The organism is Allopusillimonas ginsengisoli (genome assembly GCF_004153455.1).
Classification (GTDB): domain Bacteria; phylum Pseudomonadota; class Gammaproteobacteria; order Burkholderiales; family Burkholderiaceae_B; genus Allopusillimonas; species Allopusillimonas ginsengisoli.
Window position 1 is genome coordinate 53,675 of sequence record NZ_SDQE01000013.1, and the last position, 19,426, is coordinate 73,100.

Consider the following 19,426-nt stretch of genomic DNA (forward strand, 5'->3'; position numbering starts at 1 on the left):
CCGACATCGGCGTGTAGTCCGGTAGAGGTATCCATCACGCAGCCTTAATTCTTGACCAGACCGCCGTCCACGACCAGGTTCTGGCCAGTGACCGAGCGCGACCAGGGAGACGCAAAAAACAGGATGGCATCGGCGAATTCGTCGGGCGTGGTGACGCGACGCAATGGCGTACCCGCGGCGACGAGATCGAAGACCTCTTCCGGTGTCGCGGCCGAGGCATCGGTCGTACGCAGCAGGCCTCCAGACACCATGTTTACCGTAATGCCCTTGGGCCCGAGATCGTGGGACAGCGTGCGCGTCAGCGACAACAAGGCGGCCTTGGCGGCGGTATAGTCGTGATAAGGCACAACAGGGTTCTGGAACAGGTTGGTGCCCACATTGATGATGCGGCCAAAACCGCCCTGCTCCATGCCGGGCATGGCCGCCTGAATGGTATTGAGAGCGCCGCATACCACGCCTTCGAGCTGCTGTGTCATGTTGACCCACGTAAGGGTATCGGCGTGCGGTCGGGCATCGCCATTAAAGGTAAATGCCGGCAATGCATTATTGACTACAGTGGTGACGGGAGCGCCAAACGCCTGTTGGGCCTGCGCCAGCATGGCTGCCACCTGGTCCGGCCGGGTTACATCGGCCTGCACCGCAATGGCTCTGCCCGGCGCGCTGGCTGCCAGTTCCTGGGCGCGTTGCGAGCTGGACAAATAATTGATGACCACCCGCGCGCCCTCGCGCAAAAATGCCGTCGTCAGGCTGGCGCCCAGGCCGCGCGCGCCGCCGGTCACCAGCACGACCTGCTGATCAAGAGGGAGTATGGGGTGGTCTTTCATGGACATGCCTTTGGGGGATAGGAGGCTCAGGCATGCCTTTGCGGCGCTACCGCCGGCCATCAGGCAGACATCCCTTCGCCAGTATTAGCTGGAGCAGGTTCGACGGGTTTTATCTCAGCCTGCGGTTGTTGCCGCCGGCACCCCGTGTCGTGCCGCACACATTACCATACCGGGCCAACTTACGGTAGCCTCCCCCGCGCGATTGACAAAGCCATGGCGGGCCCCGTAAGCTTGCGTCTGTGTTTCTGGGGGAGTCCTGTCGGGCTGAGATTCCGCATCGTCTGCGGTAACCCTTCGAACCTGATCCGGGTCATGCCGGCGAAGGGAAGAAAGCCATCTGCATCCTTGCATCCCGCCTTTTCCCTTTTCCAAGCATCCCCCGGCATTTAACGCATCTGGCTGCGCACGCCCGCGCGCCTGCCGTCAATATGGGGTAAGCAGTCCATGCACGCGAGTTCAGCAATACTGTGGTTAGTGATGTTTTCCGGCGCGTTTGCCCTGTCGGGAATGTGGTATTCGCGCCGCGATCGGGGCAGCCTCGAAGACTACGTGATCGCCCGCAACAGCCAGGGCGCCACCGCCACCATGCTGACGCTGCTGGCCTCTTCCATGGGGGCATGGATTCTTTTCTCTCCCGCCCAGGCAGCCACCTGGGGCGGCCTGGCAGCCATTATTGGCTACGCCCTTGGGTCGATGTCCCCCCGGCTGGTGATGATTCCGCTGGGACGTCGCATGCGAGAGCTCATTCCGCAGGGCCACACACTGACGGAGTTCGTCGTTCTGCGCTTCGGCAAACCCATGTATGCCCTGACGCTGCTCATCATGATGTTCTATATGTTCATCTCGCTAACGGCAGAAATCACGGCCATTTCCAAACTGGTCGCCATGCTTGCCCCCGTTCCTCTTTGGGTAACCGCCGCAATCGTCATGGGTTCCACGCTGCTGTATACATCTTATGGTGGCTTGCGCGCTTCGATCTTCACCGACAAAGTGCAAATGGCCGTCATTATTCCCCTCCTGGGCGTGCTCATTGCCATCGGCTGGAAAGCCACGGGTGGCATCGCGCCGGTGATCCAGGGTTTGCAAGAACAAGCGCCGGCGTTGCTTAACCTGGGCGATCCGGTCGGCATCAAGGCAGGGCTCACCTTCTTTGTCGCCATCCTGCTCACAGGACTCTTCCACCAAGGCAACTGGCAACGCGTTTATTCGGCCAACAATACACGCAACATGCGACGAGGCTTCCTGACAGGCGGCCTGCTGGTGGCGCCAGTCATCTTCATCATGGGACTGTTCGGGCTGGCCTTTGTCGGCCTCGAGCGCGGTACCGACAGTTCGATTGCACTATTCAGTGTGCTCATGCCTGCCGTACCCACCTGGTTTGCCGTTGCCCTGATCCCGCTTGGCCTGGCACTGGTAATGAGCACTGCCGATACTGCAATCAGCGCCGTTTCCAGCATCATTGCGGTGGATGCGCGCAGGCTGGCCCCCGGAATGCAGCGCAGTACCCTCATGGCACTATCGCGCTGGCTGATTTTCCTGCTCGCCATTCCGGTGATGATCGTATCGGCGCAAGGCTATAGCGTCCTGTATCTCTTCCTGCTGGCCGACCTGCTTTGCTCGGCGGCCGCCTTCCCGGTGTTCTTTGGTTTGTTCAATCGGCGGCACAACGGTCCCGTGGCGGTCGTTGCGACAATTTGCGGCCTGATCGTGGGCTTGTGGTTCTTTCCTGCGCCTGGCGCCAAACCTGAATACCTGCTCGAGTCGTTTCTGCTGGCGGCACTGGTGCCCGCGGTCGTGATTGCCCTGCTATTGCGCATACAGCGCTCCCAAGTCCAGTTCGACTTTGGCATGCTGGGCCGCACCGTTCGCAGCCTGGACGACTGATCGCCGCGGCGCCTCTCCCAGAGGGGGGAAGCGCCACCGACAGCCCGCGCTGCGAAGCGCCGCAACAGCGCCCTTTGGCGGCGGCGCAGGCTGCGCTATAGGTAAAATCAAGCGCAAGCCTATATACTTATATGTTTTGCCACTAACGAATGCCCACTAGGGCGTTTGTCCTTTGGGGTTTCCGTGTGCCTCGCCTTGGCGCAGACGTTTTTCACCAAGGAGCATCCAAACCATGCATGGCCTGCACCTTACCGCAGATCTATACCTTTGCAAATGCAATCCCGCGCTGCTCACGCAAGCAGCGCCTTTGGCCGAACTTTGCCGCCAGCGTACGCTGGAGGCCGGCCTGACACTTGTCGCCGAGAAATGGCATACCTTTCCGGACTTCCAGGGCGAGCCTGGCGGCGTGACCGGCATGCTGTTGCTGGCCGAATCCCATCTGGCCCTGCATACCTGGCCGGAACGCGGCGGCGTCACACTCGACGTCTACGTCTGCAACTTTATGGGCGACAACTCCGCCAAGGCCGAAAAGCTGCTCGAAGACCTGCTTGAAGCCTTCCAGCCGGGCAAGGCGCAGCGCGAACGCCTGGTTCGCGGCGACGAGCACGGCCCGGGGGCCTCTGGCGAGCTCGTGCTCGAGTCCACCGGGCCTGGCAGCGTATATGGCTTTCGCTTTCCTCGACGCATTCTGTCCCGCACCACGCCTTACCAGCAGCTTGAACTGCTTGAATCCGACGAGCTTGGCCGCACGCTCAAGCTCGACGATCACTTCATGACGTCCGAGGCAGACGAATATTTCTATCACGAGGCGTTGATACATCCCGCCGCCCTGGCACACCCCTCGCCGGAAAAGGCGCTGATCATCGGCGGCGGCGACGGCGGTGCGCTGGAGGAACTGCTCAAGCACCCCACGCTATCGGCCGTCACGCTGGTTGAGCTTGATGGCGCCGTGATCGATGTGTCGCGCGAATACCTTCAGTCCATCCACCGCAATGCGTTCGACGACCCGCGCGTCGCGATACATGTCCAGGACGGCGCACAGTTTCTGGCGGATACCGACAACACCTACGATCTGGTTTTTCTTGATCTCACCGACCCTGAAACACCGGCTGGCCCGTTATACACCCGCGCATTCTTCCTGCAGTGCCAGAAAGCGCTGGCACCCGGTGGAGCGCTTGTGCTGCATCTGGGCACGCCCTTTCATGAACCCGAACAGGTGCGCGAACTTGCCGCCAAGCTATCGGGCGTGTTCGCGGGCGTACACGCCTATGGTTTGCACATTCCCCTCTACGGCACCTACTGGGCGCTCGCCATCGCCTCCGATACGCTTGATCCACGCAGCGTCGATGCAAAAGCAATACAGCAGCGGCTTGACGACCGACATATCAACGAACTGCAGTACTACAACGCCGAGCTGCACGGCGCGCTATTTGCATTACCCAATTTTTATCGTGCGCTCATGCCCAAATAACGTAAAAAAAGGCTCACAACTCTACAGAGTTGTGAGCCCAACAACCTGACTTTTTAAAGTCAGGCAGCACTGGCTGGAATACCTGGTATTTTCCAGCGGCAGGCAAGGCCGCCACACAATGTCTCTACCCTAGACGCTGGTCCGCATAAGGGTCAAGGTCAAACCTGTCCATACGTAACATGGACACGCAACCACGTCGGTACGGCTACATCTTCTTAACAAACTCCCACCCTGGTAACACCCGCGCCAGACCCGCCACCGGGAGGTCGCGCAACCGCGCCCATCACTGCTAAACTGTATATAAACCCAGTTAACGTGTTCGCCGTCGCCTCCTTCCAATCGCTCCCATGTCCGCTACCCCGCTACCCAATCCCTGGTATTACCTGGATAACTTCGAATTTGTGCTTGCCTGGGTTGCGCAGCGTTATTCCGACTTGCTCAACGAGACAGAGCGCGGTTTTATCGATGATTTCATCGGGCTCGAGCGCTCGTCGCGTGCCCTGCTGGTGCGCATGGTCATGCGCAAGGGGTCGCTGTTCCGCGCCAGCAAACTGAACTACGCTGAAATCGGCCAAACTCGCTGCGCCATGGCGCCACTCTTGGATTTAGGCTGGGTCCTCGACCAACCGAATATCTCGCTTCAAGACCTCTTCCGACTGCTGACCCGCACTGAAATTGCACAATTATTTGAGCCTTTGCTGGCATCCGCCGACCTCAAGACCGCCACCAAGGGCGCGCAGCTCGAACACCTCCTGGCGGGAGCGCCTGCGCCGCGCAGCCTGGCCCACTGGCTGGAGTTGGCCGCAGTTTCGCCAGACGCGTCTCACACAGAATCGGCACGCATCCCGGCACTGCCAGACACACTATCGCAAGACAGCATCTACCACGTCGACGTCCTCGCGCTGTGCGACCGCCTGCGTCTCATGTTCTTCGGCAATCTCAGGCAAGACTGGAGCGAATTCGTCCTTGCCGATCTTGGCCTGTACACCTATGAGCGCGTCGACTTTTCCGCCGAGGCCAGAGCTTTTGTTTCACGAGAAGAAGTCAACGACTACCTGCACCTGCATCAATGTCGCGAAGCCCTCGAACTGGCGCAGGACGACGTCGCATTCGCGGAGGCACTGGCGGCCATACCCGTTCGGCCCTACACGTCGGATTGGCTGGAAAGCAGGCGCGCCAGGCTGTGGTACCGTGCAGGCCAGCACTGCGAGCGCCGACAAAACTGGCCCCGGGCGCTCGACTGCTATGCAGCAAGCACCGAACGCAATGCCAGGGCCCGGCATATCCGCATGCTGGAACGCCAGCATCAGTATCCGCAAGCCCTGGACCTGACCCAGGCCGTGTTGCAGCATCCCACATCCGAAGCTGAACACCAGGCAGTGCTGCGCATGCTGCCGCGGTTGCAAAAACGCTGCGGCCACCCTGCTTCGCTTAAACCCGCCAGATGTCCTGCCCGTCTTCTGCACCTCAACCTGCATGTCCCGGCAATCCCCACGCGCGTGGAAGAACAAGTCTGCAATCACTTATACCAGCCGGATGCACCTGCTTACTACGTAGAAAATACCTTGCTCAACTCGCTGTTCGGCCTGTTGTGCTGGAACGCTATCTTCGCCAGCATCCCAGGCGCATTCTTTCACCCCTTTCAGCATGGCCCCGCAGACTTGCTGCACAGCAACTTCCGCGAACGTCGCCGAGCGCTGTTCAGCGATTGCCTGGCTCAATTGACCCATGGCGACTATCGGCAAACGATTATGCGCAACTTCAATACAAAGCAAGGCATGCAATCACCGTTTGTCTCCTGGAACATGCTCAGCCCCGAGCTTCTGGGGCTGGCGCTGTGCTGTATTCCGGCGAACCATTTGCGCGTCATGTTCTCCCGCCTGCTGGACGACATTCGCGAAAACCGCTCAGGCCTGCCTGATTTGGTTCAGTTCTGGCCCGCGGACCGCCGCTACCGTCTCATCGAAGTCAAGGGCCCAGGAGACCGGCTGCAAGACAACCAGGTACGCTGGCTCACCTTCTGTGAGGCGCATGGCATCGACACGCTGGTGTGCCATGTCAAGCGCCCTGCGTCAACATGAACTACACCATCCCGGTCCGTACATTGTGCGAATTCGCCGCCCGGCGCGGCGATCTGGATTTGCGCTTTACACCCGTGCCGTCTGCCCAACAAGGAATCGAAGGCCACGCAATTGTGCGTGCCAGGCGCAACGCCGCATACCAAAAAGAAGTGGCGCTGAGCATCACGGTGGCACTACCCGATGGCGAAAACGCGCTGATTGTGCGCGGGCGCGCCGATGGCTACGATCCCCAGCAACGGCAAGTCGAAGAAATAAAAACCTATCGCGGCAGGCTGGAATCCATACCTGAAAACCATCGCGCGCTGCACTGGGCACAGGCCAAGGTTTATGCCCATCTGTTATGCCAGGAGCTCAAGCTGGACGAGCTTCGTGTAGCGCTTGTCTACTACCATATCGACGAAGGCACCGAAACCGTCTTCACCGAAGACTGCACTGCGATAACGCTGGCAGCGGGGTTCGCCGATTTATGTGAACAGTTTGCCAGTTGGGCAATCCGCGAAACACAACACCGCGCAAACCGGGACCAGGCACTCACAACCCTCGCTTTTCCTTTCCCGGCGCTGCGTGACGGGCAGCGCAAGCTCGCGGAAACCGTCTACAAAGCCACGCTGCACGGCCGCTGCCTGCTTGCCCAAGCGCCTACTGGGATAGGCAAAACGCTGGGTACGCTCTTTCCGATGCTCAAGGCAGTACCGCATGGCGAACTGGACAAAATCTATTTCCTTACGGCCAAAACATCTGGCCGCCGCATGGCGCTGGACAGCTTGCGTTTGCTGTTTCCGTCGTGTTCCCGTCCCTCGCTTCGCATATTGGAGCTTGGTGCGCGTGAAAAGGTTTGCGAGCATCCTGACAAGGCCTGTCATGGCGCGTCATGCCCGCTCGCCCAAGGGTTTTACGACAAACTCCCCCCTGCTCGCCTACAAGCCGTCGAGCACGGCTGGCTGGACCGCCCTGCATTACGCGATATTGCCTTACAGCACCAGATCTGCCCCTATTGGCTAGGCCACGAACTGGCACAATGGGTGGACATCATTGTGGGTGACTACAACTACTACTTTGACGTCAATGCGCTCTTGCGTGGGCTGGCGGTCAGCAGGCAATGGCGTGTGGGCCTGCTGGTCGACGAGGCGCACAACCTGCTCGAACGAGCACGCAAGATGTACAGCGCAGAAATCCATACCCAAGCGCTACACGCAGCCCGCAAGATGGCGCCACCCGAGCTCAACAAGCCACTGGCCGCCGTGCTGCGGGCTTGCAACAATACACTGCAAGAACAAGCAGGCGAGTACCAGGCCTACCAGGCCATTCCTTCAAAACTCCATGGCGCGCTGCTCAAGGCCAGCGCTGCGCTGGCAGACTACATCAACCTGCAGCCCCAGGAAGCGGCCGACCCTCCTCTGTTGCAGCTCCATTTTGGCCTACTGCATTTTCTGGGCTTGGCCGACAGCTTCGGCACGCATTCGGTGTTCGATGTCACCATTGCGGGCCGCGCCCACGTCGCACAACCGCCTGCGGCCGCTGGCGTGAGCACGATACTGACTTTACGCAATCTGGTGCCTGCACCCTTTCTTCAACCCAGCCTGGCCTTGAGCCAGAGCGCAGTGCTGTTTTCCGCAACGCTGGCACCCTGGGATTTTTATCGCGACACGCTGGGCCTGCCAGAAGACACTGCCTGGATAGACGTGGACACTCCTTTCCAGTCCAGCCAGCTGGACGTCAGGATCGCTCGCGGCATTTCAACTCGCTATCGCGATCGCAATCAGTCCATCCTCCCTATCGTGCGGCTTATGCACGACCAGTATCGCAATCGGCCCGGAAACTACTTGAGCTATTTCAGCAGTTTTGCCTATCTCGACCAGGTTGCCGCATGCTTCAGCGCTCAGTTCCCCGATATTCCAATCTGGACGCAATCACGCGGCATGCAAGAAGCCGATCGCGAGCTTTTCTTGCAGCGTTTTGTGCCGTCGGGCACGGGCATAGGATTCGCGGTGCTGGGAGGCGTCTTCGCAGAAGGCATTGATCTGCCCGGCGAGCGTCTCATAGGCGCCTTTATTTCCACCTTGGGCCTGCCGCAATTCAACGAGATCAATGAACAACGCAAACAGCGCATGGCCGAGGTATTTGGCCAGCACCGTGGCTACGACTATGCCTATCTCTTTCCAGGCCTGCAAAAAGTTGTGCAGGCAGCGGGACGTGTGATACGCGGCGATGCCGATAGCGGTGTGGTGCATCTCATCGACGATCGCTATGCCCAGCCACGCATAAAGTCGCTACTGCCACGCTGGTGGCAACTGGATTGATCTCGCAACGCATGCAACGCATCAAAAAAAACACCCGTACAAAAGCACGGGTGTTTCGTTACAACCAAACTGCTTTCGGCGGGGAGACGCGCGACTAGCAGGGCGAACGAAAAAACGTGTTGAGGCGACTTACTCCGAGGGTGCGCAGGCAAAACGATAAACCAGCGCACCAATTACACCGCCAACAATTGGCACAATCCAGAAAAACCAAAGTTGATCTACAGCCCAGCCACCCTGAAACAACGCCACGCCGGTCGATCGCGCCGGATTGACGGACGTGTTAGTCACTGGAATGCTGATCAGGTGGATAAGCGTCAACGCGAACCCGATCGCAATCCCTGCAAAACCCGCGGGTGCGCGCCCGTGCGTCGCCCCCATAATGATGAACAGAAAAAAGCCTGTCATGACAAGCTCACACACCATGGCAGCACTGAAGGAATAGCCATCCGGAGAATGCTCGCCAAACCCATTCGATGCAAAACCACTGGCCGTCGCATCAAACCCCGCCTTGCCACTGGCAATCATATACAGCACTGCACCTGCAAGAATACCGCCGACTACTTGGGATACTACATACGGTATCAACTCCTTGACCGGAAACCGGCCTCCTGCAACCAAACCGAATGTCACAGCCGGGTTGATGTGGCAGCCCGAAATGTTGCCGATTGCATAGCACATGGTCAACAAGGTCAGGCCAAAAGCCAGGGCAACACCAGCAAATCCAATACCTAGATCTGGATAGGCTGCGGCAAGCACGGCACTGCCGCAGCCTCCCAGCACCAACCAGAACGTGCCAAACAGCTCGGCGGCACAGCGTTTTGAGAGCGGGATCACGATAGTCTCCAGAGTTGTTTTGAATCAGCGGGATTTTATGTCCCACTGGCAAAACATACTGTCAACGAAAGCAAAGTCCCGTAGTTCAAATCTCGCCTGACCTGGCGCCCTCTCCCCCGTTAGCAGCCTTTCGGACAATGCCGTGCGCCACATGGATTGTCCATCGCACTTTGCCCAATCACCGAAAAACCTCTCTTGCCAAAAGCGCTCCCGCGGGAGCGCTCGTTTGTTTTAGTACTTATACCTATATTCTCACAGACTGTTGACTTGCCACAAGACGCAGACATTCCAAATTAAGCAAGATCATACAAAACATGAAATGGGCCCACCCCCCTTGTCTACCCCATATATAGTGCATAAACCCATTTCAACCCACAATATATAGCGAAATAACGCCTCCAGGCCATGCCTCATGTAAATGCCCCGTCGTCGGTCAATCAGTATCCGGACCAGACTGACTGGCGTGTCAACGCAAACGCCAACCAACTGTCGGCGCATTGACGCGTGCGCCTGATGGCAGGCGCACTCCGTATTCTCTGGCAAATCAGAAAAAAGGCGCGCCTAACGCTTAACCCTGATAGTGTCTTAAATTGACCGGATCCAGAATCGTGATCTCACGCCCCTTGACGCTGATCAGCATCCGGGCGCACAAGTCGTGCAGAATTCGGGAAAAATGCTCTGGCGTAAGGTTCAGCCGAGATGCAATGACCGTTTTGCTTGTCTCCAGCCGAAAGGAATGCGTTGCGCCGGACTGCCGCGCTCCTTGCAGTAGATAGGCCACTACCCGCTCGGTGCCTGAACGCAGGGAGTATGCTTCAACGTCCGCCATCAGGCTGTGCAATCGCTGGCTCAGGCTTGCAAGCATCTTGCGGGCGAATCCCGGATGCCGCTCAAGCTCGTTCAGCACCACCTCCTTGCCCACATGCAGCAGCAAAGTATCGGCCAGGGCCTGTGCGGAAACAACGTAGTCCTTGTCGAGAAACATCAGCGCCTCGCCAAAACTGCCGCCCGGCCCAATCAGGCGCACAACTTTTTCGCCGCCCGCTGGCGACACCAGCAGTAGCTTGATCTGCCCATAAACCACTGAATGAAAGCCCATGCAAGCATCCCCGCGCCGAAACACCATCTCGCCGCGCGCAACATTGACTTCAGTCGTACCCAATGCCAGGTGGTCCAGCTCCCGCTCGGTCAGCTCGCTGAACAGCGGCATCCGGGCAAGGAAATCCTGAATGCGAATTTTGCTTTTAGTCATAATGATGATCGCCTGATGCCGATGCCCCACTAGATCAGCCTGGAATAAGTGGAGATGGCGGGTTGCGCGAGGAACCGGTCGAATATCATGCCCGCACCCCGCACAAACAGCCGCCTTTTAGGGTTGACGCTGAGCTTACGATTGTCCTGCCTGAGCAGGCCTGCCTCAAAGAATAATGCCAGCTTTTCGAGCTCGGACGCGAAATACCCCTCGAACTGTATGGTGGACAGCCGGCTCGACATCCTGCAGGCCAAAACTGGTCCGGTTAAATCCGAGTTCCGCCAGCATCCCCAGCACATCCGCGTTGACGGTACGTGAGTCGATCTCAACGCTCAGTTGCAATATCCAGATACTTCAGATATTTCACTGATCTGCTGTGATCATGGGTGATAATCTTGTTACAGGCGCAGAAATCGCAGAGTGACTCACAGAACGGCAGGTGAACATAAACTGATAATGGCGCATTGGCGCAATTTTTTGCACGCCTGGCCAGATGGCTAATGTAAGTCCGTTCGGTAAACTCGCTATGGAAGCAGTCCGCCGTTGGATAGGAGGTATAACGAGGGCCCGAAGCATCGAATCGACGCACCAGATCTTCGGAAATCTCGATATCAGGGAAACTTATTGTATTGCGACCAGAAGCCGCGCTCAGGGCATCCATTGCCTAACTCCGATTCGGGGCACGATACCCGTACCCATGCCATGGCTTGCGCGCCATGCACAAACTGCTTCGGAGGCATTGTCTCGTGCGCCAGATATTCCTTATTTGACTCAGGTCAAATAAAAAACACATTCGCCCAGGAACTCAAAATGACGAAAAACGACTACCTGTCAAATAGCTGAACACAACACATTGTATTATTGAGGCCAGTTTCTTTCACACACCTTCTATCCTTCGCCGATGTCGCTTGTTCTCATTATTGCCTTGCCCTTCGTAGGCAGCATCATTGCTGCGCTGCTGCCTTCGAACGCCCAGAAGATCGAAGCGTGGCTGGCAGGCGCCGTTGCGGTCATCTGCACGCTGCTCATTGCCTTTCAGCTTCCGGCCGTCCTCAATGGGCAAGTACATAAGTTAACCGTCTCCTGGATACCGGCGCTGGGGCTGGATTTTTCCCTGCGCATGGATGGCTACGCCTGGCTGTTCGCCATGATCGTCGCCAGCATGGGCGCGCTGATCGTGCTCTACGCGCGCTACTATCTCTCGCCCCAGGATCCCGTCCCGCGGTTTTTCTCGTTTTTTCAGGCGTTTATGGGATCGATGCTGGGCGTGGTGCTCTCTGGCAACCTCATCCAGTTGGTCGTATTCTGGGAGCTCACCAGTTTGTCGTCATTCATGCTGATCGGCTACTGGTATCACCGTCTGGACGCCCGACGTGGAGCCCGCATGTCGCTGGTGATTACAGGCATGGGTGGGCTGTGCCTGCTCGCGGGCATGCTGATGCTCGGGCATGTCGTAGGCAGCTACGACCTCGACCAGGTACTGGCTTCCGGCGATCTGATTCGCGCCCACCCCTGGTATTCCACGATATTGATCCTGATAGCGCTGGGCGCGCTCAGCAAAAGCGCCCAATTCCCACTGCATGTATGGCTGCCCAATGCGATGGCTGCCCCCACACCTGTCTCCGCATATCTGCATTCGGCAACCATGGTCAAGGCCGGCGTATTCCTGCTGGCCCGACTCTGGCCCGTGCTGGCCGGCACCGAAGAATGGGCCTGGATCATCGGTACCGCGGGGCTGCTGTCCCTTACGCTGGGCGCCTACGCCGCCACCTTCCAGATGGATATGAAAGGCGTTCTGGCCTATTCCACCATTAGTCACCTTGGCCTGATCACCCTGCTGCTGGGGCTGAACAGCGAGCTTGCGTTGGTCGCCGCAGTCTTCCACATGGTCAATCATGCCACCTTCAAGGCATCGCTGTTCATGGCCGCCGGTATCGTCGACCACGAAACCGGCACGCGCGACCTCAACCGCCTGTCTGGCCTGTACAGAAGCATGCCCATCACCGCCACGCTGGCGGTGGTTGCCGCAGCCTCCATGGCTGGAGTACCCCTCTTGAACGGCTTTATATCCAAAGAGATGTTCTTCGCCGAAACCGTCTTTGTTGGCGACAACTGGTACAGCCGTGTCGGCCTGCCAGCGGCAGCCGTCATTGCTGGCGCATTCAGCGTTGCATACTCGCTGCGCTTCATCCTGCAGGTATTTTTCGGGCCGCCGCCCAAGGATCTTCCGCGTGCGCCGCACGAGCCTCCGCTGCGCATGCTTATCCCCAGTGCCATACTCGTTCTGGTCTGCCTGGTGGTCGGCATTCTGCCCAGCGTGACCGTCGGCCCATTTCTGAACAATGCCTTGATCTCCATCCTCGGCACAGACATGCCAGCCTACGACCTGCGTGTCTGGCATGGATTCAATCTACCGCTGGCCATGAGTTTCGTTGCGCTGCTGGGCGGCATGCTGCTGCTCTGGCTCTTGCGCAGCTGGCATCACGCCCACCCTGGCCGCACGCCCTTCATCTACCGGTTTGATGGCCGCCGCACGTTCGAAACCATGCTCGAAGGGCTGGACACCCTGGCCTCTCTGGTACTCGACTGGATGCGCTCGTCCCGGCTGCAGCCGCAGTTGCTGCTTGTTGTCGTCGTTTCTTTCGGCGTCGCCATGCTGCCATTGCTGCCCGGCGGCTGGATGGCGCCTCAGGTGTTCACCGAACTTGATCCGTTCTTTGCGATCATGTGGCTGGCCGGAGGCGCTTGCGCCATTGGTGCGGCCCGCCAGGCCAAATATCACCGTGCGGTTTCCCTCCTGCTGGCAGGAGGCGCTGGCCTGGTCACCGCGCTGACCTTCGCATGGCTGTCCGCGCCCGATCTGGCGCTCACCCAGCTCGCGGTCGAGGTCGTCACCATGGTGCTCATCCTGCTGGGCCTGCGCTGGTTGCCTCCGCGTGTACAAGGCGATGACGAACCCCCGCCTCTGGTCAGTTTCGCTCGGGCCATGGTACGGCGCTTCCGGGATCTCGTGATCGCCATCATCGGCGGCGCCGGCATCGCCGCCATTGCCTACGCCGTACTGTCCAGGCCACACCCTCAAGGCATATCCTCATTCTTCGTCGAGCAGGCTGTGCCGCTCGGCGGAGGCGCCAATGTCGTCAACGTCATCCTGGTGGACTTCCGCGGCTTCGATACCTTTGGGGAAATCACCGTGCTGGCCATCGTGGCGCTGACCGTCTACGCGCTGCTGCGCAGATTCAGGCCACCACCCGAGAGCATGGACCTTCCCAAGGCGCGTCGCAAATCCCTGACAAACACCCGTCTGCTGTCCACCTTCGCCGAGCCTGATCCCAAGACGGACGTCCCCGTGGGTGTCATGAGAGTGCCGGCTGTATTGGTGCGACTGCTCCTGCCACTGTCGGTCCTGATTTCACTGTATTTCCTGCTGCGCGGCCACAATCTGCCGGGCGGAGGGTTTGTGGGCGGCCTCATCATGGCCACCGCGATTATTCTGCAATACATGGTCGGCGGCATTATCTGGGTGGAAGCCAGGCCGCGCATACATCCTCAGCAGTGGATAGCGGTCGGCCTCCTTGCTGCAGGCACCGCGGCACTGGCGGTATGGTGGGTCGACAAGCCTTTTCTTTCTGCAATCAGTTGGGATCTCGTCCTTCCGGTGATCGGGCATATACATTTGTCCAGCGTATTGCTGTTTGATGCAGGGGTCTACATGCTGGTGGTCGGCGCTACCGTACTCATGCTGGTGGCCTTGGCACACCAATCGTTGCGTCTCTACCGTAAACCTTCCGCCACCGCCGACAAAGGAATCAACTGATGGAAATGGTCCTCGCTCTTGCCATAGGCGTCCTGGCCGGATCCGGAATCTGGCTGCTACTGCGTCCGCGCACATTCCAGGTCATCATGGGCCTGACGCTCATTTCCTATGCCGTGAACCTGTTCATCTTCGCCATGGGAAGAATCACCGTCGACGCGCCGCCGGTGATCAACGCCGATCTGGGCGCAGACCCAAGCCTTTATGCTGATCCGGTACCTCAGGCGCTGGTGCTTACCGCCATCGTGATCGGTTTCGCGACAACTGCCCTGTTTCTGGTTGTGCTGCTTGCCTCGCGCGGGCTATCGGGCACCGACCACGTCGACGGCCGGGAGAATCGCTCATGAACAGCTGGATGCATCATGCGCCCATTCTCCCCGTTGCCGTGCCGCTCATGGTGGGCGCTGCAATGCTGCTCGTCGGCGACACCCGGCGCAAAGTCAGGTTGACGTTGGGCGCCAGCGCCATCGTCATTCAGCTTGTACTTGCCGTCATCCTGCTCTGCCTGTCCTCTGGCTATATTGCCAGCGATTGGCCCGATGGCGTAGGCGTCTATCTGCTGGGCGACTGGCCAGCGCCGTTCGGCATTGTCGCAGTCGTGGACAGACTGTCTTCCATCATGCTGCTGCTCACAGCCATTCTGGGCGCGGCCACCTGGCTCTATTCCACAGCGCGCTGGGATCGTTCCGGCGTGCACTTTCATCCCCTGTTCCAGTTTCTGCTAATGGGCCTGAACGGCGCCTTCCTCACCGGCGACTTGTTCAATCTCTTTGTGTTCTTCGAGGTGCTGCTTGCCGCATCCTACGGCCTGATGCTGCACGGATCAGGCCGGGTGCGCGTCGCCGCGGGCCTGCATTATGTCGTGGTCAATCTGGTGGCGTCCTTCCTGCTGCTGATTGCCATGGCCATCATCTACGGCATCACCGGCACGCTGAACATGGCGGATCTGGCGCTGCACGCTGGCCTGCTCGATGGCGGAGATCGCCAGCTCTTCGAGGCCGGCGCGGCCATTCTGGGTATCGCTTTTCTCATCAAAGCCGCGGCGTGGCCACTGAACTTCTGGCTGCCTGCCACTTACGCCAATGCCTGCCCGCCCGTAGGCGCCGTCTTTGCCATCATGACCAAAGTCGGCATCTACTCGCTGCTGCGCATCGGCTCGCTGCTGCTGCCTACCGGCGCACCTGCCGCCTTCGGTGGCGAATGGATGTTTCCGCTGGGCATGGCAACGCTCGCGTTTGGCGCTATCGGGCTGCTGGCCGCCCCACAGGTCGAGCGCCAGGCGGGTTATTGCATCATTATGTCCTCAGGCACGCTGCTGGCCGCGCTCGGCATGCCCGGGGTGACACTGACCGGCCCCGCCCTGTTTTACCTTATCACCTCGGTCCTGACGTTGGGCGCGCTGTTCATGCTGCTCGAGCTGATCGAGCGCACCCAGTCTTTTGGGGCAGACATGCTGGCCGTCAGCCTGGAAGCCTTCGATCTCGAAGACCCCGAAACTTCAGACAGTTCAGACGACGTCGTAGGCGTTGCCATCCCTGCCGCGATGGCTTTTCTCGGCCTGTCCTTCATCGCCTGCGCGCTGCTGGTCACTGGCCTGCCGCCCCTATCGGGATTTGTCGCCAAGTTCTCGCTGCTGATCGCCGCGCTGGAAACCTCCTCCACCGACTCTCCTTCGGTTGCGGCCTGGTCGCTGGTTGCCGGCATGCTGCTCTCTGGGTTGGCCGGCATCATCGCATTCAGCCGCACCGGGATTCGGTTGTTCTGGAGTTCCGAAGAAACGATTACACCGCGCCTGCGTCTCAGCGAAGCCGGCCCGGTCGGCGTTCTCGTACTGGCCTGCGTTGGTCTTGCCCTGTGGGCAGCACCTGTCATGCATTACCTGGACGCCACGGCCAATTATCTGGACAGGCCGGAGTCTTATATTGACGCCGTTATCTCTCAAAGCTCCATCCGCAATGTCACGCCAGGAGGCACGCAATGAAGCGGCTGCTGGACCCCCTCGTACTGCCCGCCATGCTGCTCGCTCTGTGGCTGCTGCTGAACGACAGCCTTTCCATTGGCCAAATAGCGCTAGGTTTGCTTCTGGCTGCCATCCTGGCTGTTGCGCTGGCCGCATCGCGTCTGCGCCCCCTGCGCGCCTCGCCACGTCATCCACTGATCGCCCTCAAGTTGATCGGGCAAGTTTCCTGGGATATCGCCAAATCGAATATCGCGGTTGCCCGCATTATTTTGCAAGGAAAGAAATCTGACGCCACGCCTGGCTTTATCAAGATTCCCTTGCGCATACGAGACCCCCATGGCCTGGCCGCCCTGGCATGCATCGTCACCTATACGCCAGGCACTGTATGGGCAGAATATTCCGACAAAGACGGCATACTCACGCTGCACGTGCTCGACCTGAAAGACGAACAGGCCTGGCTGGATACTATCCAACTGCGCTATGAAAGTCCTTTACTGGAGATTTTCGAATGAACGACTCTGCCATGAACATTCTTGTGTACTGGGCAGCCAATTTCGCGTTGGGATGCTTTGCGCTGGCGCTTGTCCTCGCGGCAATGCGGATGCTGCGGGGGCCCACGGCGGCAGACCGAGCCCTGGCACTGGATACCATGTACATCAATGGCATGCTTATCCTTCTGGTGCTTGGGCTGCATTTCAGCTCGGAACTCTATTTCGACATCGCTTTGCTGATAAGCATGTCCGGTTTCGTCGGTTCTGTGGCCATGGCCAAGTTCCTGTTGCGAGGTGAGGTCATCGAACCATGATGGATTATCTTGTGGGCATACCTGTTGCCCTGCTGCTCGTTGCTGCTGGCGTGCTCACACTAACGGGCTCGCTTGGTTTACTGCGCATGTCGACCTTTTTCAAACGCATTCATGCCCCCACGCTGGGCAACACCCTGGGCGTGTTCTGCGTATTGGTTGCCACCATTTTGCTTGCCTCGACGCATGAACGACATCTGGTTGTACACCCGATACTCATCACGATTTTCCTGTTCATTACGTCGCCAGTCACTGCCATGTTGCTCATGCGCGCGGCCATTCGCCGCAAAGCAGAAGAACTGCAAGAAAATGACGAGGTCGTGATTGCCCAGGGTCCCAGCGACACGCCGGCAGCTGAGCCGGCACCCGTGAAAACGCCAGAGTCAGATCAACCCTCCTGACGAGGGCTGGCGCCCGCCACGATATGTTTAGTTACGTATGCCGCCTACAGGCTCTATATACTGTACAAAATGAGGCTTCCCATCCGGGAGACTGATTCTGACAAGGAGCAGGCTCATGACACTTACACGCACCCTATTCTCTCGACTTCTTCTGTGCACGTTCACACTCGGTGCTTGTGCTGCTGCTGGCGCAACAGGCACTGTGAGCGAGGCCGATGCGCAAGCTCGCTACGAGGCCGATGTAGCTCGCTGCAAAGCCGGACAGACAAACCAGGATGAAGCGACGTGCATTCAAGAAGCTGGCGCAGCGCTCGAAGAAACCAAGCGCAACCGGTTGACCGACAAGAATTCGAATTTTGATCAAAACCAGGTAAATCGATGCAACAGTCTGCCTGTCGCAGAACGCAGTGACTGCTTGCAGCAAATGTCGGGAACCAATACCACCACAGCGGGCAGCGTGAGCGGTGGCGGCGTATTACGCGAAACCACAATCACCGTCCCGCCAGGCACACCGGGCTCCACCACGACTACGCCGCCGGCTGGCTCGGCGATGCCCGATGCCCCGGCAGTGCCTTCTACAAGCACGCCGGCTATGCCTGATGCCTCAACAGTGCCTTCCACAGGCGCGTCTCCGACCATGCCTGGCGCGTCGAGTGAGCCTGCCACACCAGCCATGCCAGCCGCGCCTGCCACACCAGCTCCCGGCACAGGGGTTACGCAGTAAGCTACAAGCGAAATTATTCCTGGCGAGTCAGTTTGGCGCCAATCCGTGGCCCCGGAAAAACCAAGGTAATCCGGGTGCCCGGAAACTCGGGGCGGCTTGTGAGATTCCACCAGGCGCCATGAGCGCGAGCTATTTCGCGTACGATGGCGAGCCCGAGGCCCGAGCCTTCAGCCCCGGCCTGAGGCGATCGGTAGAATGCCTCGAAAACCCGTTCTGCATCTTGTGCGCCTATACCCTTTCCGTCGTCTTCGACGCTCAGTGACGGAGGGTTCGCCCCCACTTTGAGCTTGACGGACGTGGCGCCCTCGGCGTAACGCAGTGCGTTGTCAATCAAATTGCTCAACAACTCTTCCAACAGCAGAGAATCCACATCAACCCATACGGGTTCAGCCGGCGCTTCCATCTGTATATCAAGATGACGGGCACGCGCAGAGGGAATCCATTCCGCCGCACTCTCGCGCACCCATTCGGACAAGTCAGTGCGCACAAAACTGTCTTGAGGACGTGTTGAAGAATCTGCCCGGGCCAGCACCAGTAATTGTTGCCCCAACCGTATCATGCGATCAGTGACATTCTTGATACGCTCTGCCCGCTCGCGTACATCGTCGGGCAAGGTGTGGGTGAGCATGAGCTCCGATTCAAGTTTCAACCCGGTGAGCGGGGTACGCAATTGATGTGCGGCATGCCCGATAAAGCGCTTTTGCGCTTGCATGGAATCGTCTAGCCGCAGGAGCAGATCATTGAAATGTGTGACAAGGGGCGCAACCTCTGTTGGCAACCCAGCCTCACCGAGAGGCTGTAAATCGTCAATGGAGCGTTGATTGATTTCGCGAGAAAGGCGGTTAATGGACGCGAGCCCCGAACGGACGCCGGAAATGAGTATCCAGGCAAATGCAGATACCAGGAAGATCTGACCAATGACCATGGTCCAGAAGATATCGCGCAGGAGCCAGGCCTCCAGCGTCATCTTGCGCGTCATGATCCAAGTGACCGTGAGGTCTATCATCACCAGCAGCACAACTGCTGGGAACAAGCGCAGCACAAGGTGGCGCGCAAGAGAGCCCGGCGGCATAAGCACC

General features: G+C 58.8%; 17 protein-coding genes and 2 riboswitches. Of the genes, 10 read left to right on the forward strand and 7 right to left on the reverse strand.

The window, feature by feature from the left end; genetic code table 11:
- Window positions 1–44 precede the first annotated feature (44 nt).
- Entirely contained in the window at window positions 45–824 is a 780-nt protein-coding gene (locus ERE07_RS18320; protein ID WP_130010497.1) for a 3-oxoacyl-ACP reductase, read from the reverse strand.
- A 53-nt stretch (window positions 825–877) separates the two neighbouring features.
- Window positions 878–979, reverse strand: a riboswitch (TPP riboswitch).
- 82 nt (window positions 980–1,061) lie between these two features.
- Window positions 1,062–1,168: riboswitch (TPP riboswitch) on the forward strand.
- A 100-nt stretch (window positions 1,169–1,268) separates the two neighbouring features.
- On the opposite strand from ERE07_RS18320, the gene ERE07_RS18325 reads away from it, so the two are divergent.
- The 4 genes from ERE07_RS18325 to ERE07_RS18340 all read left to right on the forward strand — a co-directional run bounded on the left by ERE07_RS18325 (window position 1,269) and on the right by ERE07_RS18340 (window position 8,560).
- Entirely contained in the window at window positions 1,269–2,708 is a 1,440-nt protein-coding gene (locus ERE07_RS18325; RefSeq protein ID WP_130010498.1) for a sodium:solute symporter family protein, read from the forward strand.
- A 232-nt stretch (window positions 2,709–2,940) separates the two neighbouring features.
- Window positions 2,941–4,179, forward strand: coding sequence for a polyamine aminopropyltransferase (gene speE / locus ERE07_RS18330; protein ID WP_130010499.1), 1,239 nt, complete (start codon window positions 2,941–2,943; stop codon window positions 4,177–4,179).
- Window positions 4,180–4,526: 347 nt separating this feature from the next.
- Window positions 4,527–6,260, forward strand: a complete 1,734-nt coding sequence (locus ERE07_RS18335; protein WP_130010500.1) for a VRR-NUC domain-containing protein — start codon at window positions 4,527–4,529, stop codon at window positions 6,258–6,260.
- On the forward strand, window positions 6,257–8,560 hold the full coding sequence (locus tag ERE07_RS18340) for an ATP-dependent DNA helicase (protein ID WP_130010501.1): 2,304 nt from the start codon (window positions 6,257–6,259) through the stop codon (window positions 8,558–8,560). The genes ERE07_RS18335 and ERE07_RS18340 overlap by 4 nt, the downstream gene beginning before the upstream one ends.
- Before the next feature lie 129 nt (window positions 8,561–8,689).
- Here the strand turns inward: ERE07_RS18340 and aqpZ are convergent, their stop codons facing one another.
- From aqpZ to ERE07_RS18360, 4 genes are all read right to left on the reverse strand, one after another.
- Entirely contained in the window at window positions 8,690–9,394 is a 705-nt protein-coding gene (gene aqpZ, locus ERE07_RS18345) for an aquaporin Z (protein WP_245153776.1), read from the reverse strand.
- 568 nt (window positions 9,395–9,962) lie between these two features.
- Window positions 9,963–10,646, reverse strand: coding sequence for a Crp/Fnr family transcriptional regulator (locus tag ERE07_RS18350; protein ID WP_130010502.1), 684 nt, complete (start codon window positions 10,644–10,646; stop codon window positions 9,963–9,965).
- Between the two features lie 29 nt (window positions 10,647–10,675).
- A complete protein-coding gene (locus ERE07_RS18355; RefSeq protein WP_130010503.1) occupies window positions 10,676–10,888 on the reverse strand; it encodes a hypothetical protein in 213 nt (70 codons plus the stop codon).
- A gap of 83 nt (window positions 10,889–10,971) precedes the next feature.
- A complete protein-coding gene (locus ERE07_RS18360) occupies window positions 10,972–11,307 on the reverse strand; it encodes a hypothetical protein (RefSeq protein ID WP_209021183.1) in 336 nt (111 codons plus the stop codon).
- A 240-nt stretch (window positions 11,308–11,547) separates the two neighbouring features.
- Between ERE07_RS18360 and ERE07_RS18365 the strand changes: the two genes are divergently transcribed.
- The 6 genes from ERE07_RS18365 to mnhG are packed head-to-tail and all read left to right on the forward strand — an operon-like array spanning window position 11,548 to window position 17,623.
- Entirely contained in the window at window positions 11,548–14,463 is a 2,916-nt protein-coding gene (locus ERE07_RS18365; RefSeq protein WP_130010504.1) for a monovalent cation/H+ antiporter subunit A, read from the forward strand.
- A complete protein-coding gene (locus tag ERE07_RS18370; protein ID WP_130010505.1) occupies window positions 14,463–14,807 on the forward strand; it encodes a Na+/H+ antiporter subunit C in 345 nt (114 codons plus the stop codon). The genes ERE07_RS18365 and ERE07_RS18370 overlap by 1 nt, the downstream gene beginning before the upstream one ends.
- The gene (locus ERE07_RS18375; RefSeq protein WP_130010506.1) at window positions 14,804–16,441 is read left to right on the forward strand and encodes a monovalent cation/H+ antiporter subunit D; all 1,638 of its coding nucleotides are present in this window, start codon (window positions 14,804–14,806) and stop codon (window positions 16,439–16,441) included. The genes ERE07_RS18370 and ERE07_RS18375 overlap by 4 nt, the downstream gene beginning before the upstream one ends.
- Entirely contained in the window at window positions 16,438–16,932 is a 495-nt protein-coding gene (locus tag ERE07_RS18380; protein WP_130010507.1) for a Na+/H+ antiporter subunit E, read from the forward strand. The genes ERE07_RS18375 and ERE07_RS18380 overlap by 4 nt, the downstream gene beginning before the upstream one ends.
- Before the next feature lie 11 nt (window positions 16,933–16,943).
- Entirely contained in the window at window positions 16,944–17,225 is a 282-nt protein-coding gene (locus ERE07_RS18385; RefSeq protein WP_130010553.1) for a K+/H+ antiporter subunit F, read from the forward strand.
- On the forward strand, window positions 17,222–17,623 hold the full coding sequence (gene mnhG, locus ERE07_RS18390) for a monovalent cation/H(+) antiporter subunit G (RefSeq protein ID WP_130010508.1): 402 nt from the start codon (window positions 17,222–17,224) through the stop codon (window positions 17,621–17,623). The genes ERE07_RS18385 and mnhG overlap by 4 nt, the downstream gene beginning before the upstream one ends.
- A 360-nt stretch (window positions 17,624–17,983) precedes the next feature.
- On the opposite strand, the gene ERE07_RS18395 is transcribed toward mnhG, so the two are convergent.
- Complete coding sequence (locus ERE07_RS18395; protein WP_130010509.1) at window positions 17,984–18,298, reverse strand: hypothetical protein; 315 nt, start codon at window positions 18,296–18,298, stop codon at window positions 17,984–17,986.
- A 62-nt stretch (window positions 18,299–18,360) separates the two neighbouring features.
- Entirely contained in the window at window positions 18,361–19,419 is a 1,059-nt protein-coding gene (locus ERE07_RS18400) for a sensor histidine kinase (RefSeq protein WP_130010510.1), read from the reverse strand.
- Window positions 19,420–19,426 lie beyond the last annotated feature (7 nt).